This window comes from Bradyrhizobium sp. 62, from assembly GCF_023073035.1.
GTDB lineage: Bacteria > Pseudomonadota > Alphaproteobacteria > Rhizobiales > Xanthobacteraceae > Bradyrhizobium.
In genome coordinates this window covers 70492-95041 of the sequence record NZ_JADPIT010000015.1, presented here as the reverse complement: position 1 = coordinate 95041, position 24550 = coordinate 70492, and the positions used below count along the sequence as shown (strand labels likewise).

Genomic DNA, 24550 nt, shown 5'->3' with positions numbered 1-24550 from the left:
CGATCTTGTCGGCCATGGTCATGGCCTCGATCTGATCGTGGGTGACGTAGACCGTCGTGGTCTTCAGCCGCTGGTGCAGCTCCTTGATCTCGGTGCGCATCGCGACGCGCAGCTTGGCGTCGAGGTTCGACAAGGGCTCGTCGAACAGGAACACCTGCGGATCGCGCACGATGGCGCGGCCCATGGCGACGCGCTGGCGCTGCCCGCCGGAGAGCTGGCGGGGATAGCGTTCGAGCAGCGGCGACAGCGCAAGGATCTCGGCGGCGCGCTTGACGCGTTTGTTGATCTCTTCGGTGCTCTCGCCCCGCAGCTTCATCGAGAAGCCCATGTTCTCGCCAACCGTCATATGCGGATAGAGCGCGTAGTTCTGGAACACCATCGCAATGTCCCGCTCCTTGGGCTGGACATTGTTGACGACGCGGTCGCCGATCGAAATCGTGCCTGAGGTGATGTTCTCGAGACCGGCGAGCATGCGCAGAAGCGTCGACTTGCCGCAGCCGGAGGGGCCAACCAGGACCACGAACTGGCCGTCCTCGATCGGAATCGAAACGCCGTGCAGGACTTCAAAATTGCCGAACGATTTCCGCACGTCGCGGATTTGCACAGACGACATCTAGCTCCCTCCTCGAAAGTCCACGACGCATCTCGCGCCGCGACCGTCTTGTTTTTTCAGACTTCACCGAACGAAGCCCAACCTTAGCGGGCGCCATTGTCGGCAGTTTGTGCGGTTTTGGCAATTTGTCTTTGGTTAGTCTGTGCTGGTAGCGCTGTCAACGTTCCTTTGTTTGCGAGAGTGAGTGTGTTAAGAGCAGCAAATGGGTCGAAACCGCACCAAGTCAGGCAAAATCCGGCTGGCGGAAGTCGCCGAGCTCGCCGGCGTTAGCCCGATCACAGCGTCCCGCTTCTTCCGCAATCCCGAGGCGCTGTCGGTCGCCAAGCGGACCCGGGTCGAGAGCGCGGCCAGGGAGCTCGGCTATGTGCCGAACCTGGCGGCGCGTGCGTTGGCCTCGCAACGCACCGAGGTGATCGGTGTCCTGATTCCGTCACTAACCAATAATGTGTTCTCCGACGTGCTGCGCGGCATCTACGACGCCTCCGAAAACAGCCGTTACTCGATCCAGCTGTCCAACACACGCTACAGTATTCTCCAGGAGGAGAAGCTGCTGCGGCTGTTTCTTGCGCAGAAGCCGGCCGGGCTGATCGTCACCGGCATCGACCAGACCACGGAATCGCGCGCGATGCTTGATGCCGCCGACTGCCCGATCGTGCAAATCATGGAGATCGGGCCCAATCCGGTCGACATGATGATCGGCTTTTCGCACTATGACGCAGCCCGTGCGGCGATTGCGCATCTGTTCGCGCAAGGTCACCGCAAGATCGGCTTCGTCGGCGCGCGGATGGATCCGCGGGTGCAGCGGCGGCTCGACGGATATGTCTCGGCCATGAAGGACGCCGGACTGTTCGAGCAACGCCTCGTCGTGACGACGGCGACACCGACGTCGGTGACGCTCGGAGGCGCCCTGTTCACCGATCTGCTGGCGCGGGAGCCCGGCATGGACGCGGTGTTCTGCGCCAACGACGACCTCGCGCTGGGTGTGCTGTTCGAATGCAGGCGCCGCGAGATCGCCATTCCCGAACAGATCGCGATTGTCGGCTTCAACGATCTCGAATTCATGGCCTCCGCCGTCCCGACTTTGACGAGCGTGCGCACCAACCGCTACGAGATGGGCAATACGGCCGCCAGCATGCTGATCGACGCGATCGACGGACGGCGCCCGGACCATCCGGTGCTCGATCTCGGCTTCAAGGTGATCGAGCGGCAAAGCTCGTTGGCCCGGCGGTCGGACAACCGGCCAGCCGCTTCAGGCACGGGCGCTGCGAACAAAATGGTAGCGTTACCAAGTGGCCATGACTAGTATCGGATTTGTGAGGAAACGACCCGCCAGCGGGCAGGCAAATCGTCGCTCGCGCCGTTGGGCATCGCACAAGCCGATACCATAGAACGGACGCCGGTGCGTTTGCATTGCAGGAGAAACCAATGACAAAAAAACCAACCAATGGGCATGCCCCCGCCGGCAACGGCGCTCGTCGCCACCTCCGCTCGCAGGAATGGTTCAACAATCCGCATAATCCGGGCATGACCGCGCTCTATATGGAGCGCTATCTGAACTACGGTCTCACCCGCGCCGAGCTCCAGTCCGGCAAGCCGATCATCGGCATCGCACAGACCGGCAACGACCTCTCCCCCTGCAACCGCCACCATATCGAGCTTGCCCATCGCGTCCGCGAAGGCATCCGCGAGGCCGGCGGCATTGCGATGGAATTCCCGACCCATCCGATCCAAGAGACCGGCAAGCGCCCGACCGCGGCGCTCGACCGCAACCTCGCTTATCTCGGCCTCGTCGAGATCCTCTACGGCTACCCGCTCGACGGCGTGGTGCTGACCACCGGCTGTGACAAGACTACGCCTGCCTGCATGATGGCGGCGGCGACCGTCAACCTGCCCGCGATCGTGCTGTCAGGCGGGCCGATGCTGAACGGCTGGCACAATGGCGAGCGCACAGGCTCCGGCACCATCGTCTGGAAATCGCGCGAGCGGCTCGCCGCCGGCGAGATCGACTATGAAGAGTTCATGGAGATCGTGGCGTCCTCGGCGCCTTCGGTCGGCCATTGCAACACCATGGGCACCGCCTCGACCATGAACGGGCTTGCAGAAGCGCTCGGTTTCTCGCTGCCGGGCTGTGCGGCGATCCCCGCACCCTATCGCGAGCGCGGCCAGATCGCCTACGAAACGGGAAAGCGTATCGTCGACATGGTCTGGGAGGACCTCAAGCCTTCGGACATCCTGACCCGCGAGGCGTTCGAGAACTGCATCGTGATCAACTCGGCAATCGGCGGCTCGACCAACGCGCCGATCCACATCAACGCGCTGGCGCGCCACATCGGCGTCGAGCTCTCGATCGACGACTGGCAGAAGGTCGGCCACGACGTGCCGCTGCTGGTCAACATGCAGCCGGCCGGCTTCTATCTCGGCGAGGAATTCCACCGCGCCGGCGGCGTGCCGGCCGTGGTGCGCGAATTGATGAAGCACAAGCGGATCCACGAGAACGCTGTCACGGTCAACGGCCGCGGCATCGGCGAGAACTGCGCCAATGCGCCAAAGCCGGACAACGACGTGATCTGGGCTTACGACAAGCCGCTGGTGAAGGACGCCGGCTTCCTGGTGCTGAAGGGCAATCTGTTCGATTCCGCGATCATGAAGACCAGCGTGATCTCCAAGGAATTCCGCGATCGCTACCTTAGCAATCCGACCGATCTCAATGCCTTCGAGGGCCGCGCCGTCGTGTTCGAGGGGCCTGAGGACTATCACGAGCGAATCGACGATCCCTCGCTCGAGATCGACGAGCGCTGCGTGCTGTTCATCCGCGGCACCGGCCCGATCGGCTATCCCGGCGGCGCCGAGGTCGTGAACATGCAGCCGCCTGCGGCGCTCATCAAACGCGGCATCATGTCCCTGCCCTGCATCGGCGACGGCCGGCAGTCGGGCACCTCGGGCTCGCCTTCGATCCTCAATGCTTCGCCGGAAGCCGCCGCCAATGGCGGGCTCGCGATCCTCAGGAACGGCGACAAGGTGCGCGTCGATCTGAACAAGGGCAGCGCCAACATTCTCATCTCCGACGACGAGGTGAAGAAGCGCCATGCCGAGCTCAAGGCCAATGGCGGCTTCAAGCATCCGCCGAACCAGACGCCGTGGCAGGAGCTTTATCGCAACACCGTTGGACAGCAGTCGACCGGTGCCTGCATGGAGCTCGCCACGCGCTACCAGAACGTCGCCGGCACATTTGGCGTGGCGCGGGATAATCACTGATAGCCAGCTCGCATTGCGAGCGAAGCGAAGCAATCCAGGCATTGCGAGCGCAGCGAAGCAATCCAGAGCTATGTCCGCGGAGACAGTCTGGATTGCTTCGTCGCAAGTGCTTCTCGCAATGACGATCCGATAGAACTTTCAGGCAAGGGAGAAGAAAAAATGGCAGACCGCCTCAAGGGAAAGCGCGCCGTCATCACGGCTGCAGCAGCAGGCATCGGACGCGCATGCGCCATCGCATTCGCGCGTGAAGGCGCAACCGTCATCGCCACCGACATCAACGAGAGCGGCATCGCGGGCCTGACCAAGGAAGGCATCGCCGAGACCGCGAAGCTCGACGTTCGCAACACCGCCGACGTCAACGCCTTCGCCAAGCGCGTCGGCAAGGTCGACATCCTGCTCAACGCAGCGGGCTTCGTGCATCACGGCACCATTCTCGAGTGTTCGGAAGAGGATTTTGATTTCTCGTTCGACCTCAACGTCAAGTCGATGCACCGGACCATCAGGGCCTTCCTGCCGGACATGCTCGCGGGCGGCGGCGGCAGTATCGTCAACATCTCCTCCTGCGCGGCGCTGCGGCCGCCGGCCAACCGCTACGTCTACAGCTCCTCGAAGGCCGCGGTGTCGCTGCTGACGCGCGCGGTCGCGCTCGACTTCATCACCAAGGGCATCCGCTGCAACAGCATCTGCCCCGGCACCGTCGAGACGCCTTCGATGCTCGACCGCGCCGCAGCGCAAGGGCCGCAGGGCAAGGAGATGTTCGTCTCCCGCCAGAAGATGGGCCGGCTCGGAACCGCCGACGAGATCGCGTCCATGGCGGTCTATCTCGGCAGTGACGAGAGCGCCTTCACCACCGGCGTCGACCTCGTCGTCGACGGCGGCTACATGCTCTGACGCCAAGGCATCCAGAAGGCATCCAGCATGAACAAGATCGATCTCAACGACCGTGTCGCCATCGTCACCGGCGGCGCGCAGGGCTTCGGCCGCGCCATCGTTCAGCGCTTCGTCGCCTCCGGCGCTAAAGTCGCGATCTGGGATTTTGATGCAGCCCTCGCCGAGAAGACGGCAAAGGAAATCGGCGACAATGCCCGCGTCTTCAAGGTCGACGTCACCGATGCCGCGGCCGTCGAGCAGGCCCGCGACGCCACGCTTGCCGCCTTCGGCAAGATCGACATCCTCGTCAACAACGCCGGCATTGCCGGGGTCAACAAGCCGGTCTGGGAGACCGATCTCGAGGAATGGCGGAAAGTTCTGCGCATCAACCTCGACGGCCCCTTCATTGTCTGCAAGGCGATCGTGCCCGCGATGCTCAAGCAAAAATACGGGCGCATCATCAACATCGCCTCGATCGCCGGCAAGGAAGGTAATCCGAACGCCTCGCACTATTCGGCTTCCAAGGCCGGCCTGATCGCGCTGACGAAGTCGCTCGGCAAGGAACTGGCGGCACATGACATCCTCGTCAATGCGGTGACGCCCGCGGCTGCGAAGACCGCGATCTTCGACCAGATGACGCAGCAGCATATCGACTTCATGCTGTCGAAGATTCCGAAAGGCCGCTTCGTGCTGGTGGAAGAGTTGGCCGCGATGGTGAGCTGGCTCGCATCCGAGGACTGCGGGTTTTCGACCGGCGCCGTGTTCGACATCTCCGGCGGGCGCGCAACTTACTGAGGGCGTCATGGTCAGAGAAGGCGGATGCCTGTGCGGCGCGGTGCGATTCAAGGCGGAAGGCGAGCCGCTCAACGTTCGCATCTGCCATTGCCGCATATGCCAAAAGGCAATGGGCTCGCCCTACTTCGTCCGCGCGCAGTTCGACCAGCGCGCACTGACCGTCGAGGGCGACACCGCCCGCTATGCGTCGTCCGAGAACATCGACCGCGTGTTCTGCAAACGCTGCGGCACGCGGCTGTTCTCCTGGCGGCGCAACGGCACGCTGGCGGGCGTCGCACTGACGACGTTCGACGATCGCAACGCCTTCGCGCCGACCGAGCACATCTGGGTCTCCGAGAAGCTCGCCTGGCTGAAGCTCGACGACGGGCTGACGCAATATCCGGGGACCATTCCTGCATGAATTGCACGACTGCACGGCAGGTTCGGGGCGCCGATCATTTGCGGCGTGGCATTTCGGAACCGGCCACCCTATGTTGAGGTGAAGCGTTGCTGCACCGCCGGTTGGCTGGGTCGGCTGCATGACCGCAGGCAACCGGGACGGACGAGCCGTGAACATTTCTTTGTATGACCTCTCGGTGTGGGTGCTGCCGCTGCTGCTCGCCATCACCTTCCACGAGGCTGCGCACGCCTTCGTCGCATATCGTCTCGGTGACGACACCGCATGGCAGCTCGGCCGTGTCAGCTTCAACCCGCTCCGCCACATCGACCCGTTCGGCACGCTGATATTGCCGACGATGCTGCTGTTCGCGCATTCGCCGTTCCTGTTCGGCTATGCCAAGCCTGTGCCGGTGAATTTCCGCAAACTCAACAATCCCAGGCTTGGCATGGTGTGGGTGGCGCTGGCCGGGCCCGCCACCAACATCCTGCTGGCGTTGGCCGCAGCTCTTGCCCTGCACGCCCTGCGCTGGGCTCCGGCCAACTCGGCGCAATGGATCTTCGACAATCTCAAGAACGCACTGCTGATCAACGCGGTGCTGGCGGTGTTCAACATGATGCCGATCCCGCCGCTCGACGGCGGCCGCGTCGCGGTCGGGCTGTTGCCTCGCGCGCTCGCCTTGCCGCTGGCCCGACTCGAGCCGTTCGGGATGCTGATCCTGATCGGTCTGCTGATCCTGCTACCGCTGGCGGGCTCCCAGTTCGGTCTAAATCTTGATGTTATTTCAGCAATACTGCGAACGTTGACCGGTTATGTGATTCAGGCTGTTCTCTTCCTGACCGGCAATGCTTAGTTGAATAGCGACACCCGAACACAAGCCGAAGGGCCAGAGGCCGACTTGGTCAAAGCTGCCGATATGCTGATCGCGCGACGCGCCGATACCCGCGCCCGCGCCGATTTCGCCACCTGGAAGATGATGGCCAAGCTCAACGGGTCGTCCGCGCTGCCTCCGGGGGCGCAGGAATTCCTCGTGAGCTACAAGAACATGCAGGCGCAGATGAACGAGGGTGAGGCTACCGAGGCCACCATCGGCGCCATCTACAGGGCCTACTATGCCGAGATGGGCGGCGCGGGAACCCCGCCTGATGTCCGCCCCCGGGCGTCCGAACCGGCGGCGGACAATGTTACCGCTTTCCGCCGCCCGGAACCGAAGCCAAAGAAGGCCAAGTTCTTCGGGGCAGCGACCGCGGGCGCAACCCAGAAGCGACCGCTCCCGGTGGCGCTGATCTTCGCCTGCCTGGTCGTGGTCTATGTCGGGATCAGGCTCTACTGGCGCTGAGCCGACTTTTTGTTTGTCTTCGTTGCCTTCTCTGGGGCGAAGCTGATTTCGATGATGCGATCGAATCGTTCTTCGGTCAGCTTGGCGGGAGGCGGCTCGAACGGATCGGCCTTGCGAACCATCGCGATCGCAGCCGCATCGTACGCGGCATCCCCAGACGATTGCACCACATCAACTGACAGCACATTCCCTTTTCGGTTCAGCGCAAAATTCACTTTTACCTTCTGATTGCTGTTCTCTCTGCCTTCCGGAGTGATCTGGTGCAGCTTAATGCGGGCGCTGATCTTGCGGTTCCAGTCGGCGGTGATCTTCAAGATGTCCTTCCCGATGCCAAGCACGGGCGCCAGCGCCTTCTCGGCCTCGCGCGCGTCCTCGTCGAGCGTCTGCCGCGCCGTCGCAACGGACTTCGGCGAGGCCTCCGCAGCGGGCGTTTCGACCGCCGCAATCTTCGGATCCTCGTCCTGCGGCTTCTTCGAGATGTTCTCGGTGACGACCCGATCGGGATCGTCGACCTGTTGCGACTGAACCTTTGGAAGCTCGGTTTCCTTGGTCTCGGCCTTTTGCTCGGGAAGCGCCTGCTGCTCCTGCATCGCTTCGCTATCCGGCCCCGGGGGAAGGTCGGTGTCCGGCGCCTTCGGCGAAGCCATCTCGACCGCGAACTCCGCGCCGGCCGCGCCCAGGCCGTCGTCGCCGTCATCGGCCCGCAGGTGCGCCAGCGCGAGCGCGGCACCGCCCAGATGGAGCGCGAGCGCCGCCACCGCTGCCAAAATCCAAAGCGTCCGGGCTGGTCTGGACTCGTCCGACATAGCGGGCCTCTAAGGCTGAGCGGCGCCTGCCGCAGGCGCTCCCGGAGCGCCTTCCAGCGCAACCAGTTTCACCCGTGAATAGCCGCCTGAGCGCAACAGCTCCATGACGCCCATCAACTCGCCATACGGCACCGAGCGGTCGGCGCGCAGGAAGACATACTTGTCCTTGCTCATGTCGGACAGGCCGTCGAGGGTGCCGATCAACTCGGCGCGGTGGACCGGGTTCTCTCCGATGGCAAGCGTCAAATCGGGCTTGATGCTGAGATAGGTCGGCTTGTCCGGCTTCTTCTGCGGCGTCGCACTCGACGTCGGCAGATCGATCGGCAGGTCGACGGTCGAGAGCGGCGCTGCGACCATGAAGATGATCAGCAGCACCAGGATGACGTCGATGAACGGCGTGACGTTGATTTCATGCGTTTCGCCGAAATCGTCGTCGTCATCATTGTCTGCGAGCGAGACGCCCATGGTTCACTCCGCCGCGCGCGAATGCACGCTGCCGTGGCTGCGGTCGAGATCGCGCGAGAGCAACCGCCCCGCCGCGCCCGAAGCACGGCTGACGAGCTCGAGATAGCTCTTCGTCACGCGCGAGAAGTAATTGTAGATGATGACGGCGGGAATGGCGGCGACCAGTCCGATCGCGGTGGCGAGCAGCGCCTCGGCGATACCGGGCGCGACGACGGCGAGGTTCGTGGTCTGCGACTTCGAGATGCCGATGAAGCTGTTCATGATGCCCCACACCGTGCCGAACAGGCCGACGAAGGGTGAGGTCGAGCCGATGGTCGCGAGCACACCCATGCCGACGCGGATGCGCCGCGCCTCCGCGCGCATGATCTCGGAGAAGCTCGAAGCCGCCCGCTCCTTGATGCCGGTGTCACTGGACAGGCCGGCCGACATCCGCGCCTCCCGCAGCGCCGCCGCCAGGAAGGACGGCAGGATCCCCGCTTTGGAGTCGAGCGCCATCTGCGCTTCCGCGAGCGAGCGCGCCTCCGCGATCTTCTTCAGCGCCGAGCGAAGCTTGGTCGAGGCGATCGACAATTCGATCGACTTGGCGATCAGCACCGTCCAGGTCACGAGCGACGCAAAGGCGAGCCCGATCATCACCGCCTTCACGATGATATCCGCCGACTGGAACATCACCCAGGGCGACAATTCCTTCATGGCGGGCGCGATGCCGGCTGCCGTATCGGACTTTGCAGCCGCGGACACGACAGCTTGGGGCGCCGCAGGCGGAGCAACAACCGGGGCCGGGCTGACCGCGGACGGCTGAGCCGTCGACTGGACCGGTGCCGCGGGCGCGGCCTGTGTCTGGGCAGAAACAGGGGATGCAAGCCAGGCAGCCGCCAGCACCAGAGCTGCGGCAAGGCTTGCTTGGAAGGACATGATCTTCATACTTCGGCCCAGTAGCGAATGAGATTGTGATAGATACCCGTCAATTTGACCGTTTCGGGATCGTCACGCCCGAGCCGTTCCACCAGCGCCTGTATCGCGGTGTCGAGGTCAAAGATCATGCTCCGGGCTTGATCGTCCCGTATCATGCTCTGAAGCCAGAAGAAAGACGCAACCCGCGTTCCCCTCGTCACCGGGGTGACCAGATGGAGGCTGGTCGAGGGATAGAGCACGCAGTCCCCGGCCTGCAACTTGACTTCGTGCGAACCGTAACTGTCCTCGATCACAAGTTCGCCACCGTCGTACTCCTCCGGCTCGGCCAGGAACAGCGTCACCGACAGATCCGTGCGGATCCGAAGGCCGGTCAGCCGGTCGCCGCGGATGGCATTGTCGACGTGCAGGCCGAAATGGTGGCCGCTGCTGGCCGCATAGCGGTTGAACAGCGGCGGGAAGATCTGGAGCGGGATCGCCGCGGCGATGAAGCGCGGGTTCGAAGTCAGCGCCGAAACGATGCGGTTGCCGAGCTTGCGCGCGACCTCGCTGTCCGGCGGCAATTGCTCGTTGCGCTTGACCATCGCCGACTGCGAGCCCGCGGTGGAGCGCCCGTCTTCCCATTCGCTGGCCTCCATGATGCGGCGGAAATCCGCCACATCATCCTTGCTCAGAACGCCAGGAAGGCAGGTCAACATGATCAGAACTTCGCCGTTGTGATGAGGTAGAACGCCCGCCCCGGCGCGACCGCTACGAAGGGAACCGCGCTGCGATAGAGCGTATCGTAGTAGAGCTTGTTGGTGAGATTCTGGGCGTAGAACTTCATTGTCCAGTTCTTGTCGATCTTCTTCTCGACGAACGCGTCGAAGCGCCAGTAGCTCGGCAGCTCGTTGCCGGTATTGGCCGCGAACGTGCCGCCATACACCTTCGAACGGTACACCGCCTGACCGCCCAGCTCCCAGCCGTCGTCGAACTTGTACTTGGTCAGCATGCTGAACGATTGATGAGCCACATTGGCAAGCTGCAGGCCGAGATTTGAGGCGAGACCGCTCTGCGTGACCTTCGATTGCATCAACACTAGGCCGCCGAAGATGCTCCAGCGATCGGTGATCTTGCCTTCGGCCTCGATATCGATGCCCTGGATCCTGTAGGCAGCGCCCGAAGTCAGCAGGCCGCTGACGGTTTCGCGCGCATTGTCCTTCGTGGTCTGGAACAACGCGGCGCTGACCAGCAAATGGCGATCAGCCAGCTCCCATTTGGTGCCGAGTTCGGCTGCCTTGTTGCGCTCCGGCCCGAGCAAGATAGCCGTGTTGGCAGGAATGCCGCCGTAGTCGGTGGCGGTCGCGTCAAGCTCCGATCCGAACGGATTGGCCGAGGTCGCATAGGCCGCATAGAGGCTGCCGATCGACATCGGCTTGTAGACCAGGCCGACGTTGTAATTGACGAGATCGGCATTCTGTTTGAGATGATCCGCGTTGGTCGACGAACTCTGGCTGTAACCGTCGTAGCGCACGCCACCATTGACGATGATCGTGTCCTGCCAGTTCGCGGTGTCCATGACGTAGACGCTGCTGGTGTTGACGCCATAGCGCGTCGGATTTCCAACCAGCGACGGCGTGTTGCTGAAGGGAATGTAGGTGTACTGCGGCGAGTAGAGGTTGACCCCCGGGACCGCCCCGCTGCTGGTCGAGCCGCCGCCGAACAGTTCGGACGAGAGGCCGGTGTAACGGTCGATCGAGATGTTCTCGTTCGAATATTCGACGCCGAACACCGCGGTGTGCTTGACCCCGCCGGTGTCGAGCTTGAAGGTGGCCTCGTTCTGGTTGGCCCACACGTCCACGTTCTGGTAGCGGCTCTGCGCGCTCGCCGTCGTCGTCCAGAGCAGCGGATTGGGGCTCGTCGTAACCGGGTTCTGCGGCAGCGTGCCGATATAATTCAGCAGCGAGTGCTCGCCGCGCACCTTGCTGCTCAGCGTGATGGCCTCGTTGACCTTGTACTCGATCGTGCCGGTGCCGAAATCCTGCCGCGCGGTCTGGAAGTCGCGGTTGAGGAAGCCGTACCAGTTACCACGCGGAATGCCCGCCGACGTCACCGGGACGTTGCCCTGCTTGTAGTAGGGCACGCCGAAATCAGGATAGCCGCTGAGGTCGGTGTGGACGTAGTTCGTCGTGATCTTGATGTCGTTGGTCGGGGTATACTTGGTCGCGATGAACGAACCCCAGCGATTGTCGGTGACGTAATCGCGGCCGGCGACGTTGGCGTCCTGGAACAGGCCGCCGGCGCGCACCGAGAAAGTGGGATCGATGACCTGGTTGACGTCGAGCGTGACCCGCTTGGTCCGGTCGGTGCCGAACTCGGTGTCCATTCGCTTGAAATTGACGTCGCCAGCCTGCTTGGTGACGATGTTGATGGCACCGCCGGCGGTGCCGCGGCCTGCGTAGGACGAGGCCGGCCCGCGCAGAATCTCGATCTGCTCGGTGAAGAAGTTCTCCCGGATCGAGACCGCGGGATCGCGGATACCGTCGATGAAGACGTCGTTGCGCGCATCGAAGCCGCGGATGAAGAAGCGGTCGCCGAACGCGTTGCCGCCCTCGCCCGAGCCCAGCGTCACGCCGGCTGTGGAGCGTCCGATCTCCTTCAGCGTCGTGGCGTTCTTGTCCTCGAGCACTTCCTTGCTGAGCACGGTGATGGTCTTCGGCGTGTTCAGCATCTTTTCGGGAAACTTGCCGGAAGCCTGGACGTGGTCGACCTTGTAGGGTGCCGCCGGATCGGAATAGGGATTGCGATCGGCTTCGCCGGCCGAAACGGTAAGAGCGGTCTGCTGCGCCGCCTGCTGCCGCTGCGCGGCGCGGCGAAGCGCATTGCGCGCGCGGACGTGATCCGCCGTCGGCTTCGAAGCCACCGGACGTGGACGCGCGACCGGCGCATCGACCGTTACCGGCGGCAGGTTCGACTGCTGCGCCTCCGCGCCGCTCGACACCGATGCTGCCGCGATCAGGCCCGCGACAGCCGAAACCTTCTTGCCGGAAACGCCCGTGAACTTTTCATCGAATGCTGCGACCGAACGCAACGACTTCGGTGCGACCACCTGCCCCATTACCAACACGCCCCATATTCCTGTTCGCCCATTCACTTCGATGAGCGATTGGAGTGTTGGTATCGGCCGCAAAATAGCGGGTCAATGCGAGCAAGCCGCGAGAACCCTTGAATAAGTCCAGATCAAAACGATTCTAAACTGCAGCTTGAAATCGTTCTAAATCGAGATTGGATTTGTTCTAAAGAGAGCGCGAGTTCGGCGGTCGCGCGCGCATCGTCAATCACGGCTCGGCGGCTTCATCAGCGAGAACAATTCATCGACGGTCTTCTGCGCCACCGCGCGCACGCGATCGCTGTTGTCCATGCCGGCAATGTTGACGCCGCCGACGACGGCTCTGATCTCGTCGCGGAAGTCGGTGAGAAAGCGCAAGGGATCACGCTGCTCGTTGGCGACGCGTGCGATCAGTCCCGTGATCAGGATCTGACACGCGATCAGCTTGCCGTTCAGTTCGTCCATGCTGCGCTCCCGTTGTGGAGCGCCGATATGACCGATGCCGAATTTCCTGACAACCGAAACGGCCTCTGCGCGACTTAGAACCGTTCTTGGGAGCCGCCCCGCGTAGCACATCCCTATCCCGCGCACACCGCTTCCGAGCATTGCACAAGATTTGCTCGCAGATCGTTCGTGGCGGGAGAATGCAGCACTGCACACCGTAGTGACACGGAGCTGCCTAGACAGTGCAAAGCTTTCCAATTGTTTAGGATTCTCAGCCGATAGTGCTGTTTACACTGGAACTTGGCGTGTATTATACAAGCGCGCTGGAACCCTATGATTGCCTCACAATTCGTAGCTTAAGGCACAAGAGCCGACACGAGACGATATGAAAAAGTCCCGGCCGATCCTCTGGATTCTGATCATCGCGGCCGTGGCCTCCGCGGGTTACTATGGTTGGCAGAAATTCGGCTCGCCCGACGCTGGAAAAACCCAGACCGCACAGAAGGGGCCGCAGCGCCCGCCCGCCGTCCCCGTGAGCGTTTCGCCGGTCCAGAAGGTGGACTTTCCGGTTTACCTGACCGGTCTCGGCACGGTTGCGGGCTTCAACACCGTCCAAGTCCGGACCCGGGTGGATGGGCAGATCGACAAGATTGCCTTCACCGAAGGCCAGATCGTCAAGGAGGGCGAGCTCCTCGCCTCGATCGATCCCCGCCCCTATCAGGCCACGCTCGACCAGGCCAAGGCCAAGAAGGCGCAGGACGAGGCAAATCTGGCCAACGCCAATCTCGAGCTCCAGCGCGCCATGAAACTCGGCGAATTCGCCACCGCACAGCGGGTCGACACCCAGCGCTCCACGGTCGCCCAGCTCACCGCGCAGATCGCCGCCGACGAAGCTTCGATCTCCAACGCGCAGACCCAGCTCGACTACACCCAGGTCAAGGCGCCGATCACCGGCGTCGCGGGCCTGCGCCAGGTCGACGTCGGCAACATCGTCAATTCCTCGACGCAGACCGGCATCGTCACGATCTCGCAGGTCGAGCCGATCTCGGTGATCTTCACCGCACCAGAAGACCAGCTGCCCTATATCAGCGAGGGCCAGAAGGCCGGCGCGCTCAGGGTGATCGCCTTCACCACCGACGGCAAGAAGACTCTGGCCGAGGGCAAGCTCGCCGTCATCAACAACCAGGTCGACACCAGCAGCGGCACGATCCGGCTCAAGGCGGTGTTCGACAACAAGGACCACGCGCTGTGGCCCGGGCAGTCGGTGTCGACGCGCCTGCTGGTGCGCACTCTGAAGGATGCGACCGTTGTCCCGGATGACGCGGTCCAGCACTCCACCAACGGCCTCTACGCCTATACCGTCAATCAGGACAACAAGGCCGAGGTGCACAAGATCAAGGTCAGCTACGCGATTGACGGACGCTCGGTCGTCGACGAAGGGCTGACGCCCGGGCAGCAGGTGATCACCGGGGGCCAATTCAAGGTCCAGCCCGGAAGCCTCGTCTCCACGGCCGTGGCGAGTACGGATCCGGCGCAGAACAAGGTTCGACAGGAATGAACGCGGGCGGGATTTCGGCACCTTTCATCCGTTATCCCATCGGCACCTCGCTGCTGATGGCCGGCATTCTCTTCGTCGGTCTCGTCGCCTATCCTCTGCTGCCCGTCGCGCCCCTGCCGCAGGTGGACTTCCCGACCATCCAGATAACCGCCAATCTGCCGGGCGGCAGTCCCGAGACCATGGCCTCGTCGGTGGCCCAACCGCTCGAACGGCAATTCGCCCAGATCCCGGGCATCGCCCAGATGACCTCGACGAGTTATCTGGGCACCGCGTCGATCACCATCCAGTTCGACCTCAACCGCAGCATCGACGGCGCCGCCAACGACGTGCAGGGCGCCATCAACGCCGCGAGCGGTCAGCTGCCGAAGAATCTGCCCTCGCCGCCGACCTACCGCAAGGTCAACCCGGCCGACGCCCCGATCCTGTTGTTGTCGGCAACCTCCGAGACAATGCCGCTGACCAGCGTCAGCGACGCGGTCGATGCCCAGCTCGCCCAGCAGATCAGCCAGCTCTCGGGCGTCGCGCAGGTCTTCATCGGCGGCCAGCAGAAGCCCTCGATCCGCATTCAGATCGACCCGGCGAAGCTCGTCGCCAAGGGCCTGTCGATGGAGGACGTGCGCAGCCAGATCGCGATCACCACGGTCGACAGCCCCAAGGGCAACATCGACGGCCCGAAGCGCGCCTACACGATCTACGCCAACGACCAGCTCACCCAGGCCAAGGACTGGAACGACGTCATCATCGCCTATCGCAACGGCGGTCCCTTGCGAATCCGCGACATCGGCCAGGCGGTCAGCGGCCCCGAGGACGCCAAGCAGGCGGCCTGGGCCAACGGCAAGCGCGGCGTGTTCCTGGTGGTGTTCAAGCAACCCGGCGCCAACGTCATCGAGACCGTCGACCGGATCAAGGCGACGTTGCCTCGCCTTGTCGCAGCGATCCCGCCCGCGATCAAGATCGAGGTCATCAGCGACCGCACCACGACAATTCGCGCCGCGGTCGAAGACGTCCAGTTCACGCTGCTGCTGACCATTGCGCTGGTCGTCATGGTCATCTTCATCTTCCTGCGCAGCTTCTGGGCAACGGTCATTCCCACTATCACGGTGCCACTGGCGCTGCTGGGCGCGTGCGCGCTGATGTGGGTGTTCGGCTACTCGCTCGACAATCTGTCGCTGATGGCACTCACCATCGCGGTCGGATTTGTCGTCGACGACGCCATTGTGATGCTGGAGAACATCACGCGCTACATCGAGGAAGGCGAATCGCCGATGGCGGCGGCCTTCAAGGGCTCGAAGGAAATCGGCTTCACCATCGTCTCGATCAGCATCTCGCTGGTCGCGGTGCTGATTCCGCTGCTGCTGATGGGCGGCATCATCGGGCGCCTGTTCCGCGAATTCGCCGTCGTGCTGGCGATGACGATCTTCGTCTCGATGTTCGTGTCGCTGACCCTGACGCCGATGATGGCCTCGCGCTTCCTGCGCGCCCATGGCGAGGTCACCCACGGCAAGTTCTACCAGTGGAGCGAGCGCGGCTTCGACCGGATGTTGCGCGGTTACGAATGGATGCTCGACCATGCCCTGGCCTGGCGCCGCACCACGCTCACGATCTTCTTCGCGACCCTTGCCCTGTCCGTCTATCTGTTCGTGCTGATCCCGAAAGGGTTCTTCCCGCAACAGGACGTCGGCCTGATCACTGCGACCTCGGAAGCCTCCCAGGACATCTCGTTCGCGGAGATGCAGCGCCGCCAAGTCGAGCTCGGCAAGATCGTGATGGACGATCCCGACATCGCATCCATCGCGATGAACATCGGCGGCAGCGGCCGCGCCGGCAACAACGGCAACATGTTCATCACGCTGAAGCCGCGCAACGAGCGCGAAGCCTCCGCGCAGCAGATCATCGCGCGGCTGCGTCCCAAGCTCGAGAAGGTGTCCGGCGCCCGCCTCTACATGCAGGCGGCCCAGGACGTCCGGCTCGGCGGCCGGCCGACGCGCACCCAGTTCGAGTTCACCCTGCAGGACGCCGATCTCGCCGAGCTCAACGACTGGGCGCCGAAGATCCTCGCCAAGATGCAGACCTTGCCGCAACTGCGCGACGTTGCAACCGACCAGCAGACCCAGGGCACCACGGTTCAGCTCAAGATCAACCGCGATACTGCAGCGCGTTACGGAATCCAGCCGCAGCTGATCGACGACACGCTCTACGACGCCTTCGGACAGCGCCAGGTCACGCAGTATTTCACCCAGCTCAACACCTACAAGGTGATCCTCGAGATCCTGCCGGAGATGCAGGGCAGCCTCGAGAGCCTGAACAAGCTCTACCTGAAATCTCCGCTGACCGGCGACCAGGTGCCGCTGTCGACCTTCGCGACCTGGAGCACCGATCCTGTGCGCCCGCTTTCGATCAGCCACCAGGGTCAGTTCCCGGCAATCACGATCAGCTTCAACCTCGCCCAGGGCGTCGCGCTCGGCCAGGCCACCGAGGCCGTGCAGAAGGCGATGGCCGACCTCGGCGCGCCGCCGACGCTCAATTCGAGCTTCCAGGGCACGGCACAGGCGTTCCAGCAATCGCTCGGCACCGTGCCGCTCCTCATCCTCGCAGCGCTGGTCGTGGTCTATCTGATCCTCGGCATCCTCTACGAGAGCTACATCCATCCGATCACGATTCTGTCGACCCTGCCCTCGGCCGGCGTCGGCGCGCTCGCGATCCTGATGGCGGCCGGCTTCGAGTTCAGCCTCATTGCTTTGATCGGAGTCATTCTGCTGATCGGCATCGTGAAGAAGAACGGCATCATGATGGTGGACTTCGCCATCGCCGCGGAGCGCGACGAGCACAAGACGCCGGCGGAATCGATCCGGCAGGCGGCGCTGTTGCGCTTCCGTCCGATCATGATGACGACGATGGCTGCCCTGCTCGGCGGCGTGCCGCTGATGCTCGGCCACGGCACCGGCGCCGAGATTCGCCAGCCGCTCGGCTACGCCATGGTCGGCGGTCTGATCGTCAGCCAGGCGCTGACGCTGTTCACCACCCCGGTCGTCTATCTCTATCTCGACGAGCTCAACAACTGGTTTTCGGGCTGGGGCCGTAAGGGTGATGGTGAAGGCGACGAGACGGTCGAGCACGGCACCGTTAAGGAAGCTGCCGAGTAGCAGCTTGCACCGCACGCCTCACGACGTTACAGCGAGGCCCTCGGTTCACGTCAACGCGGTCTTGCCATGCCCATGCAATCCGGACTTGTCGCCCTTGCCGCCGCTGTCCTGGTGTCTGCGGGTGGCGCGCATGCCCAGCAAGGCGCCAAGAAGAGCGCGGCTCCCTCTGCCCCGGCGGCACAGCCCGCGCCGGCTCCGACGCAGCCGCAGGCTGACGGCGCTGCGGCGCAGCAGCCCGGCTGGGTCGTGCGCTGCACCAGCGTCAGCCGCGACGCACCGCTCGAATGCGCGATGGAGCAGAACGCGGTGCTCACCAAGACCGGCCAGACCATCGTCCTGATCAACATCCGCATCGCACCCGACACCCGCACACCCGTGGCGCTGCTGCAATTGCCGCTTGGCCTCAACCTTCCCATCGGCGCCAAGCTCCAGGTCGACGACGGCAAGACGGTCGATCTCCAGATCCAGACCTGCGAGAACCGCGGCTGCTACGCCTCGACGCCGATCGCACCGGACCTGTTGGCCACTTTAAGGTCAGGCAAGCAGCTGAAGGTCTCCTTCCAGAACATGGCCAAGGAAACGATCGCGATCCCGATGCCGCTGGGCGATTTCGCGGCGGCCTACGACAAGATCAAATAGCTCTTTCGCGCGTTCACCGCCGCGCCATCTGCGCGTTGCCGACGGCGTCGCCGTCGAGCTTCTGGTCGTCGTGCATGACGACAGTGACGCGCGAGAGCCGTCCTTCGAATTCGAACGGCGCATCGTAATGCGACACCGAGCTGTCGCGGCCGATGTCGAGGCCGGACCACGAGATCAGCATGTGGAATCCGAGCTGGGTCTGCAGCGCTCCCGCCGGCTCGCCGTCGATCAGCCGCGTGTAGCCGGTGACGCCGGTACGCGAGCCCTTGGCCGGCGGCTGCTTGCGCACGAGACGTTCGACATGCACGCCGAACCGCCGCGCGCCCGACGGCACCTAGCGCTCCGAGCGGACGATCTGGTGACTGCCGCCGATGCTGAGGTCATGCACGAGATCGCCGTCCTTGACGTAAAGGCTGTAGCCGGCAAGTGAAACGGCTAGCCACGATGCTGCTGCATGGGCAAGCACCGATGTGTGGGACTGGTCAGCGCCCTCACTTCACGGGGTCGCTCGCCCTCAGCAGCGTCGTGAAGCCGCCATAGATCATGCGCTTGCCGTCGAACGGCATGCCCTCCAACTTCAGCCGCGGGTCCGCCATCACCTTCTTGTTGACGGCGTCGCGAGTCTTCCGGTCGCGATAGACGATCCATGAGAACACCACGATCTCGTCCTCCTTCGCCATCACCGCGCGCGGAAACGAGGTCAGCTCGCCATAGGGCACGTCGTCGCCAATGCATTCGACGTAATCGAGCGCACCGTGCTCCATCCAGATCGCGCAGGCTGTTGTCGCCAGTGCCTTGTACGCCTCGATGTTGTCCTTCGGCACGGCCAGCACGAAACCATCGACATAGGGCATCACGGATCTCCTTGGGTTGTGTGTCCGGAGGACGATCCAGCGCGCGGCGGCCCGACTCGTCGTGGCACCCGCAAGGTGAGGCAAACTGTCGCGAGCAATTCGTGCGCTACTTCACATTCGCCCGTCGCGGCTCCGTGACATCATCCCTGACGTTTGCATCCGCACAGCCGCTATTTCAGATTGCATTTGAGGAGGCCGCTTTCATGAGCACCCGCCTGTCGTTGCTTTGCGTCCACGGCGTCGGTCACGCGGAGATCGATGCCGGGTTTCAGCAGTCCTGGTCCGAAGTCATCACGCGTGCCGTCGAGCAGGTCGACCAGGGAGTCCAGCTCGAGATTGATTTCGTTCGCTACGACGATCTGTTCGAGAAGGCCCCGCTCAATTCCCTCACCTACGCCGCGGCCGCGGCCAAGCTGCTGGCGAGCGCGGTCGTTCACGGCATCGGCGACCTCCTGACTGGCGCACGCGGCATCGGCGACATCCCCGCCGTCATCAAATGGACCGCAGGCATGATCGCCCAGTGGTCAACCGACGAACAGCTCCGCAAGGACCTCCGCCGGCTCATTCTCGACAAGATCGACGGCAAGACCTACGACATGGTCCTGGCGCACAGCCTCGGCTCGCTGATCTGCTACGACACCTTCCTGCACGACGGCGACGCGATCAAGGATGCGATCTTCGTCAGCTTCGGCTCGCAAATCGGCAACCCCGCGGTGCGCGACGTCTTTGCCGGCCGCATTCAGCCCCTAACCTGCCGAAAATGGTACCACCTCTATAATCCCGGCGATCACGTGCTGACCTATCCGCTCGACATTCGTGCGGATAATTATCAGCAGGTCATCGTGTCCTTCGACGTTCCCAACGACGCGCTCAATCACGATGCGACATGGTACCTGTCGCACACCAGCACAGTTGCGACGGTCTGGCATGAGGGCGCTCCGGCGCCTGCCTCGCGCGCGATCGTGAGCGCTGCGCGCGAGATGGCGAGCCTTGCTGTCAAACCCGGCCGCCGCGCGCTGCTGATCGGCATCAACGACTATCCTGACCCGGCCAGCAGGCTCGAAGGCTGCGTCAACGATGTGTTCCTGATGAGCTCGGTGCTCCAGGAGAGCGGTTTCGAGCCGGAAGATATCCGCATCGTTCTCAACGATCGCGCGACGACGCAAGGGATCATGGACCGGTTGCATTGGTTGCTCGACGGCGTTCGTGGCGGTGACGAGCGCATGCTGTTCTATTCGGGGCACGGCGCCCAAATTCCCCGCTACAACATCCAGGGCGAGCCTGATCACGTCGACGAATGTCTCGTTCCCTATGATTTCGACTGGTCCCCGGCCCACGCCATTCTGGACCGCCAGTTCGCCGAGCTGTATTCGCAGCTGCCCTATGACAGCTATTTCGTGGCGATGTTCGATTGCTGCCATTCGGGCGGGATGACGCGCGATGGCGGTCCTCGTGTCCGGGGTTTGAGCCCGCCGGACGACATCCGCCACCGTGCGCTGAAATGGGATGCCGCCGAGCGGATGTGGGTGCCGCGCGACTTCACGCCGCTGAACAGGAGCTTGAAGGACAGAAAGAATGGAGCCGACTTCCTCGGGCAGAACGGGGCAACACAACGGCTGGGGCGCGCGATGATGCTGCGAACCAAGCCGGACAAGGATTACGACAAGACGCGCAAGGAGCTCGACCATCTCGGGCCGTACATGCCGATCCTGCTCGAGGCCTGTCAGGAGCAGCAGCTCTCCTACGAATACCGGGATGGCGTGACGTCTTATGGCATCTACACCTACTCCATGGCCGGCACTCTGCGCGAGCTGAGGGCCAAGGGCGAAAATCCCTCGTTCAAGACGCTCAACGAGCTGGTCACGGAGAAACTGAGGCGGATGCGATACAGCCAGACGCCGAATCTGGTCGGCGCCAAGGTTCGCTGTGCGGCTCCTGTGCCGTGGGGCAATTCGCAAGGCGCGGCGTCCGCCAGACCTGCTGCGAAAACACCGTCCAGGCGGCCGCGTAAGACGGGGCGCAAGCAGGCGCCGGCGACAAAGAAGGCGACGAGAAAGAAGAGATAGCAAAGCACGCGCGATCAGGCTTTGGAGAAGTAATCATGGCAACAGGCATGTCCCTGCACATCGGATTGAACGCGGTCGATCCGCAGCATTACGAAGGCTGGAGCGGTCCTCTCAACGCCTGCGAAGCAGACGCCAACGACATGGCGGATCTCGCCCACACAAGCGGCTTCGCGCCGACCAGGCTCGTCACCCGCAAGGCGACACGCGCGGCCGTCCTGGGCGGCATCGCGCACGCGGCCAAGTCCCTCAAATCCGGCGACATGTTCTTCCTGACCTATTCGGGCCACGGCGGTCAGTTGCCGGACCTCAACGGCGACGAGCCTGACGGCAAGGACGAGACTTGGTGCCTCTACGACGGCGAGTTGGTCGATGACGAGCTGTATTCCTCATGGGGCGCATTTGCAGCCGGCGTGCGCATTCTGCTGCTCTCGGATAGCTGTCATAGCGGCAGCGTGAGCAAGGCCCTGCACTATCAAGCCAGGGCACGCACCGTCCTCGGTACCGTCTATCGCGCGATGCCGGACGAGATGGCGCTGCGCGTCTACCAGGCCAACAGGAAGACCTATGATCCGATCCTGAAGCGACGCGATCTTTCCGAGGCCTTCTCCAACGTCAAGGCGTCGGTGCTGCTGATCTCCGGCTGCCAGGACAACCAGTTCTCGCAGGACGGCACATTCAACGGCCTGTTCACGGGAACGCTGAAGGCGGTCTGGAACGGCGGGACATTCAAGGGATCTTACCGGCGCTTCCACACCGCCATCGGCGCCAAGATGCCGCCGGATCAGTCACCCAAACTGTCGCTGGTGGGCGCCAGCAATCCGGCCTTCATGGCCGCTCGCCCCTTCACCCTGGCCAAGACGAAGAAGGCCGTAACGAAGAAAAAGAAATCAGCAGCGAAAAAAGGAAAGAATCCGGCGCGCAGAAATTCGAGGTAACGCCGACACGGCGCAGCGGGCGAAACAGAAAGGCGCCGGAATTGGCTGGGGAACTAGGATTCGAACCTAGACAAACAGAGTCAGAGTCTGTTGTGCTACCGTTACACCATTCCCCAACGGAATAGCCGAACAAATTCAATGGCTTATTGAATAGCCCGGCTGGGGCCGGAAGCGCATTCAGCGCAAATCACGGCTCAGGCGTGGCAGCGTTCTACCCGCTCGGCCGTGGGCTGGCAAGCGCTGCAGTGGATGGGCTGCGTGCCTCCCCCGGAGATCCCGCCGACAGCTACTCCAGCTTGATGTTCGCGGCTTCGATCACCTTCTTCCAGCGCGCCGTTTCCGCGGCGATGTAGGCCGCGAACGGTTCGGAATCCACCGCAGCCGCGGTTGCGCCGAGCTCGGCCATCTTCTGCACCGTCTCCGGCTGCTGCATGAAGGCGCGGATCTCGGCCGAGAGCTTTTCGACGATCGGCTTCGGCGTCGCGGCGGGAACGAAGAAGCCATGCCAGGCGACGGCCTCGAAGCCGGGCAGGAATTCGGCGACCGCGGGCGTTTCCGGATCGAAGGCGGCGCGCTTGGGCGTTGCGGTCGCAAGCATCGCGAGCTGGCCGGTCTTCACCTGCGGCAGCAGCAGCGGCACGTTGTCGAAGGCCAGATCGATCTGGCCACTGAGCAGATCCTCGGGGTTGCCTGTCTCGACCTTGGCTACACCGTGCTGTCGCACGGATCGTTGCGGCCGATCGTCGAACCGCTGCTGCGCGATCTCGTGCCTGATGTCGGCGATGCGGCCTCGCTCGGGATCCTCGACGGCGGCGACGTGGTTTATCTCGCGCGCATCGGCGCGGGCCTCGACCGCCACAAGATGGATCGCCGGCCGGGCACGCGCATTCCCGCCTACAGCGCCGCGCTCGGTCATGCCATGCTGGCGCATCTGGCGCGGGACGAGCAGATCGAGCGACTGGAAGCGCGCCCTCGCGTCAAATTGTCGGAGCGAACGCTGACCGATCTCGATGCCCTGCTCGCCCGGCTCGATCAGGTGAAAAAGAAGGGCCATGCCGTCTCCGACGGCGAGAACGCCTATGGCCTGCGCACGCTGGCAACGCCGATCTTCGATGCCCGGGGTCTCGTGATCGGGGGATTGAGCGTCACTGTCGATGCGATGCGCATGGACATGCAGACGTTCCGCGACCAGGCACTGCCAAGGCTGATGCAGGCGACGCGCGAGGTGCAGGACCTCGCGATCAAGTCGGGATTGACGAGCTGAGGGCGGCGTTCAAATCACGATGTGATCGAAGTCGGCAGCGATCCGGGTACTTGGAAAAATCCTTGTCGCTTCGGCCAGAATTTCTTCGTCCCGATAACGCCCCGACATGTGATTCAGCACGAGTTGCCCGACGCTGTTCGCGGCGGCAAATGAAGCCGCCTCGCGGGCGGTGAGGTGGCCATAGTCCCGTGCGGTCGCAGCGTCGCGATCGAGGAAGGTCGCCTCGACCACCAGCAGATCGGCGTCGACGACATGTTTGGATAGCCCGTCGGTGGTTTCGGTGTCGCCGATTACCACGAGCTTCCTGCCGCCGCTCGGCGGCCCCAGAACGTCTTCCGGATTGATCGTACGGCCGGCGATCACGACCGGTCGTCCCGCCGCCAGTTCTCCGCGCATCGGCCCATCGGGAACACCGAGCTCAGCGAGTCGCTCCCGCTCCAGATGGCGACGTGCGGGGCTCCGGAAGGAAAAACCAAAGCTGTCGGTGTCCCGGTGGCGGACCGGAAAGCAGTCGATGGTGAAGTCACCGGCGTCGATAACCTGTCCTTCAATCAGCGGCGCGAACTCCACAGGGATCGGCGCCCTGCCTGTGCCCCACAGGCCGGCAAGCATGCGGATGACGATGTCGAGTGTCCCCTGCCCTCCATGGACGGTCATCACGTCCGATTGCTGGCGCAACCCCAGCGTCGAGAAGAGACCGGGGATGCCGAGCACGTGATCGAGATGGGCATGCGTCAGCAGAATGCGGTCAAGCCGCCGAAACCCCGCACCGCTGCGCAGCAACTGGCGCTGCGTACCCTCGCCGCAATCGATGAGGACCCGCTTGCCCGCAGCCTCCACGAGGAGAGCCGGATGGTTGCGCTCCGTCGACGGAACGCTTGCCGAGGTCCCAAGGAATGTCAGGGCGAACATGCTCGTCAGTATCCAGACTTCACCGCCCCCAATGCCACGCGAGCAGCAGCGCGTACAGAGCCCATCGATCCGCATCAAGCGCCGGTCCCCGCAGGACGCTCGAAAAAAAACGCGAAAACAACCCCATGCACAGTACAAATCATTGAAGAATTCGCACCGCGTGGCGGGTATCCTGCCCGCAAAGACGGTTTGACTCGTCGGGCAAAACAGGCGCAG

Annotated in this window: 24 protein-coding genes and 1 tRNA gene; 13 read left to right on the top strand and 12 right to left on the bottom strand. The window is 63.3% G+C overall.

All coding sequences use genetic code 11. From position 1 onward, the window contains the following. Window positions 1-613, bottom strand: a 613-nt coding sequence (locus tag IVB47_RS10770) for an ATP-binding cassette domain-containing protein (protein WP_247461489.1), incomplete at its 3' end; no start/stop codon positions are given. Window positions 614-815: 202 nt separating this feature from the next. On the opposite strand from IVB47_RS10770, the gene IVB47_RS10765 reads away from it, so the two are divergent. From IVB47_RS10765 to IVB47_RS10735, 7 genes are all read left to right on the top strand, one after another. Further along, entirely contained in the window at window positions 816-1916 is a 1101-nt protein-coding gene (locus IVB47_RS10765) for a LacI family DNA-binding transcriptional regulator (RefSeq protein WP_247461487.1), read from the top strand. 122 nt (window positions 1917-2038) lie between these two features. Next, entirely contained in the window at window positions 2039-3868 is a 1830-nt protein-coding gene (locus tag IVB47_RS10760) for an IlvD/Edd family dehydratase (RefSeq protein ID WP_247461485.1), read from the top strand. A gap of 159 nt (window positions 3869-4027) precedes the next feature. Further along, window positions 4028-4759, top strand: coding sequence for an SDR family oxidoreductase (locus IVB47_RS10755; protein WP_247461484.1), 732 nt, complete (start codon window positions 4028-4030; stop codon window positions 4757-4759). Between the two features lie 27 nt (window positions 4760-4786). Then, window positions 4787-5533: an SDR family NAD(P)-dependent oxidoreductase gene (locus tag IVB47_RS10750; RefSeq protein ID WP_027569533.1), complete on the top strand. Its 747-nt coding sequence runs from the start codon at window positions 4787-4789 to the stop codon at window positions 5531-5533. Window positions 5534-5540: 7 nt separating this feature from the next. Beyond that, a complete protein-coding gene (locus IVB47_RS10745; protein ID WP_027569532.1) occupies window positions 5541-5933 on the top strand; it encodes a GFA family protein in 393 nt (130 codons plus the stop codon). A 148-nt stretch (window positions 5934-6081) separates the two neighbouring features. Continuing rightward, on the top strand, window positions 6082-6762 hold the full coding sequence (locus IVB47_RS10740) for a site-2 protease family protein (RefSeq protein WP_247463122.1): 681 nt from the start codon (window positions 6082-6084) through the stop codon (window positions 6760-6762). Between the two features lie 63 nt (window positions 6763-6825). Continuing rightward, complete coding sequence (locus IVB47_RS10735) at window positions 6826-7248, top strand: hypothetical protein (RefSeq protein WP_247463120.1); 423 nt, start codon at window positions 6826-6828, stop codon at window positions 7246-7248. Here the strand turns inward: IVB47_RS10735 and IVB47_RS10730 are convergent. The 6 genes from IVB47_RS10730 to IVB47_RS10705 form a co-directional block, all read right to left on the bottom strand. Continuing rightward, the gene (locus tag IVB47_RS10730; RefSeq protein WP_247461482.1) at window positions 7236-8054 is read right to left on the bottom strand and encodes a TonB family protein; all 819 of its coding nucleotides are present in this window, start codon (window positions 8052-8054) and stop codon (window positions 7236-7238) included. The genes IVB47_RS10735 and IVB47_RS10730 overlap by 13 nt on opposite strands. Before the next feature lie 9 nt (window positions 8055-8063). Beyond that, window positions 8064-8519 carry a TonB system transport protein ExbD gene (exbD, locus tag IVB47_RS10725; protein WP_018459254.1) on the bottom strand — a complete coding sequence of 152 codons (456 nt, stop codon included), beginning with the start codon at window positions 8517-8519 and terminating at the stop codon, window positions 8064-8066. Between the two features lie 3 nt (window positions 8520-8522). Then, on the bottom strand, window positions 8523-9443 hold the full coding sequence (exbB, locus tag IVB47_RS10720; protein ID WP_247461480.1) for a tonB-system energizer ExbB: 921 nt from the start codon (window positions 9441-9443) through the stop codon (window positions 8523-8525). Next, on the bottom strand, window positions 9440-10129 hold the full coding sequence (locus IVB47_RS10715) for a Fe2+-dependent dioxygenase (protein WP_247461478.1): 690 nt from the start codon (window positions 10127-10129) through the stop codon (window positions 9440-9442). The genes exbB and IVB47_RS10715 overlap by 4 nt, the downstream gene beginning before the upstream one ends. A gap of 2 nt (window positions 10130-10131) precedes the next feature. Next, entirely contained in the window at window positions 10132-12528 is a 2397-nt protein-coding gene (locus IVB47_RS10710; RefSeq protein ID WP_247463118.1) for a TonB-dependent receptor, read from the bottom strand. 216 nt (window positions 12529-12744) lie between these two features. Next, a complete protein-coding gene (locus IVB47_RS10705; protein ID WP_247360469.1) occupies window positions 12745-12984 on the bottom strand; it encodes a hypothetical protein in 240 nt (79 codons plus the stop codon). Window positions 12985-13348: 364 nt separating this feature from the next. On the opposite strand from IVB47_RS10705, the gene IVB47_RS10700 reads away from it, so the two are divergent. From IVB47_RS10700 to IVB47_RS10690, 3 genes are all read left to right on the top strand, one after another. Then, window positions 13349-14521 (top strand): efflux RND transporter periplasmic adaptor subunit, encoded by a 1173-nt coding sequence (locus IVB47_RS10700; protein ID WP_027569524.1) that lies wholly within the window; start codon window positions 13349-13351, stop codon window positions 14519-14521. Further along, window positions 14518-17664 (top strand): multidrug efflux RND transporter permease subunit, encoded by a 3147-nt coding sequence (locus IVB47_RS10695; protein ID WP_027569523.1) that lies wholly within the window; start codon window positions 14518-14520, stop codon window positions 17662-17664. Before IVB47_RS10700 ends, IVB47_RS10695 begins: the two co-directional genes overlap by 4 nt. 66 nt (window positions 17665-17730) lie before the next feature. Next, window positions 17731-18303, top strand: a complete 573-nt coding sequence (locus IVB47_RS10690) for an invasion associated locus B family protein (RefSeq protein ID WP_247461476.1) — start codon at window positions 17731-17733, stop codon at window positions 18301-18303. A gap of 13 nt (window positions 18304-18316) precedes the next feature. Here IVB47_RS10690 and IVB47_RS10685 read toward each other — a convergent pair whose 3' ends face one another. Both IVB47_RS10685 and IVB47_RS10680 read right to left on the bottom strand, forming a co-directional pair. Next, window positions 18317-18637, bottom strand: a complete 321-nt coding sequence (locus IVB47_RS10685; RefSeq protein WP_247461474.1) for a hypothetical protein — start codon at window positions 18635-18637, stop codon at window positions 18317-18319. Between the two features lie 157 nt (window positions 18638-18794). Continuing rightward, complete coding sequence (locus IVB47_RS10680; RefSeq protein WP_247461472.1) at window positions 18795-19157, bottom strand: DUF1428 family protein; 363 nt, start codon at window positions 19155-19157, stop codon at window positions 18795-18797. A 203-nt stretch (window positions 19158-19360) separates the two neighbouring features. Between IVB47_RS10680 and IVB47_RS10675 the strand changes: the two genes are divergently transcribed. Beyond that, complete coding sequence (locus IVB47_RS10675; protein ID WP_247461470.1) at window positions 19361-21223, top strand: caspase family protein; 1863 nt, start codon at window positions 19361-19363, stop codon at window positions 21221-21223. 35 nt (window positions 21224-21258) lie between these two features. Next, complete coding sequence (locus IVB47_RS10670; protein ID WP_247461468.1) at window positions 21259-22158, top strand: caspase family protein; 900 nt, start codon at window positions 21259-21261, stop codon at window positions 22156-22158. Between the two features lie 42 nt (window positions 22159-22200). On the opposite strand, the gene IVB47_RS10665 is transcribed toward IVB47_RS10670, so the two are convergent. Next, a tRNA-Gln gene (locus tag IVB47_RS10665) sits at window positions 22201-22274 on the bottom strand. Between the two features lie 170 nt (window positions 22275-22444). Continuing rightward, window positions 22445-22882 (bottom strand): tripartite tricarboxylate transporter substrate-binding protein, encoded by a 438-nt coding sequence (locus tag IVB47_RS10660; protein ID WP_245287856.1) that lies wholly within the window; start codon window positions 22880-22882, stop codon window positions 22445-22447. Between IVB47_RS10660 and IVB47_RS10655 the strand changes: the two genes are divergently transcribed. After that, window positions 22871-23422: an IclR family transcriptional regulator C-terminal domain-containing protein gene (locus IVB47_RS10655; RefSeq protein ID WP_245287855.1), complete on the top strand. Its 552-nt coding sequence runs from the start codon at window positions 22871-22873 to the stop codon at window positions 23420-23422. The two genes, IVB47_RS10660 and IVB47_RS10655, sit on opposite strands and share 12 nt — an antisense overlap. Before the next feature lie 9 nt (window positions 23423-23431). Here the strand turns inward: IVB47_RS10655 and rnz are convergent, their stop codons facing one another. Continuing rightward, on the bottom strand, window positions 23432-24334 hold the full coding sequence (gene rnz / locus IVB47_RS10650) for a ribonuclease Z (RefSeq protein WP_247461466.1): 903 nt from the start codon (window positions 24332-24334) through the stop codon (window positions 23432-23434). Window positions 24335-24550: the final 216 nt, after the last annotated feature.

Coding starts and splice junctions, on each gene's coding strand:
- IVB47_RS10675 (WP_247461470.1), top strand. CDS start 19,361: ATGAGCACCCGCCTGTCGTTGCTTTGCGTCCACGGCGTCGGTCACGCG.
- IVB47_RS10705 (WP_247360469.1), bottom strand. CDS start 12,984: ATGGACGAACTGAACGGCAAGCTGATCGCGTGTCAGATCCTGATCACG.
- exbB (WP_247461480.1), bottom strand. CDS start 9,443: ATGAAGATCATGTCCTTCCAAGCAAGCCTTGCCGCAGCTCTGGTGCTG.
- IVB47_RS10730 (WP_247461482.1), bottom strand. CDS start 8,054: ATGTCGGACGAGTCCAGACCAGCCCGGACGCTTTGGATTTTGGCAGCG.
- IVB47_RS10670 (WP_247461468.1), top strand. CDS start 21,259: ATGGCAACAGGCATGTCCCTGCACATCGGATTGAACGCGGTCGATCCG.
- IVB47_RS10745 (WP_027569532.1), top strand. CDS start 5,541: ATGGTCAGAGAAGGCGGATGCCTGTGCGGCGCGGTGCGATTCAAGGCG.
- IVB47_RS10760 (WP_247461485.1), top strand. CDS start 2,039: ATGACAAAAAAACCAACCAATGGGCATGCCCCCGCCGGCAACGGCGCT.
- IVB47_RS10700 (WP_027569524.1), top strand. CDS start 13,349: ATGAAAAAGTCCCGGCCGATCCTCTGGATTCTGATCATCGCGGCCGTG.
- IVB47_RS10755 (WP_247461484.1), top strand. CDS start 4,028: ATGGCAGACCGCCTCAAGGGAAAGCGCGCCGTCATCACGGCTGCAGCA.
- IVB47_RS10765 (WP_247461487.1), top strand. CDS start 816: ATGGGTCGAAACCGCACCAAGTCAGGCAAAATCCGGCTGGCGGAAGTC.
- IVB47_RS10750 (WP_027569533.1), top strand. CDS start 4,787: ATGAACAAGATCGATCTCAACGACCGTGTCGCCATCGTCACCGGCGGC.
- IVB47_RS10695 (WP_027569523.1), top strand. CDS start 14,518: ATGAACGCGGGCGGGATTTCGGCACCTTTCATCCGTTATCCCATCGGC.
- IVB47_RS10690 (WP_247461476.1), top strand. CDS start 17,731: ATGCCCATGCAATCCGGACTTGTCGCCCTTGCCGCCGCTGTCCTGGTG.
- IVB47_RS10710 (WP_247463118.1), bottom strand. CDS start 12,528: ATGGGGCAGGTGGTCGCACCGAAGTCGTTGCGTTCGGTCGCAGCATTC.
- IVB47_RS10735 (WP_247463120.1), top strand. CDS start 6,826: ATGCTGATCGCGCGACGCGCCGATACCCGCGCCCGCGCCGATTTCGCC.
- IVB47_RS10715 (WP_247461478.1), bottom strand. CDS start 10,129: ATGTTGACCTGCCTTCCTGGCGTTCTGAGCAAGGATGATGTGGCGGAT.
- exbD (WP_018459254.1), bottom strand. CDS start 8,519: ATGGGCGTCTCGCTCGCAGACAATGATGACGACGACGATTTCGGCGAA.
- IVB47_RS10680 (WP_247461472.1), bottom strand. CDS start 19,157: ATGCCCTATGTCGATGGTTTCGTGCTGGCCGTGCCGAAGGACAACATC.
- rnz (WP_247461466.1), bottom strand. CDS start 24,334: ATGTTCGCCCTGACATTCCTTGGGACCTCGGCAAGCGTTCCGTCGACG.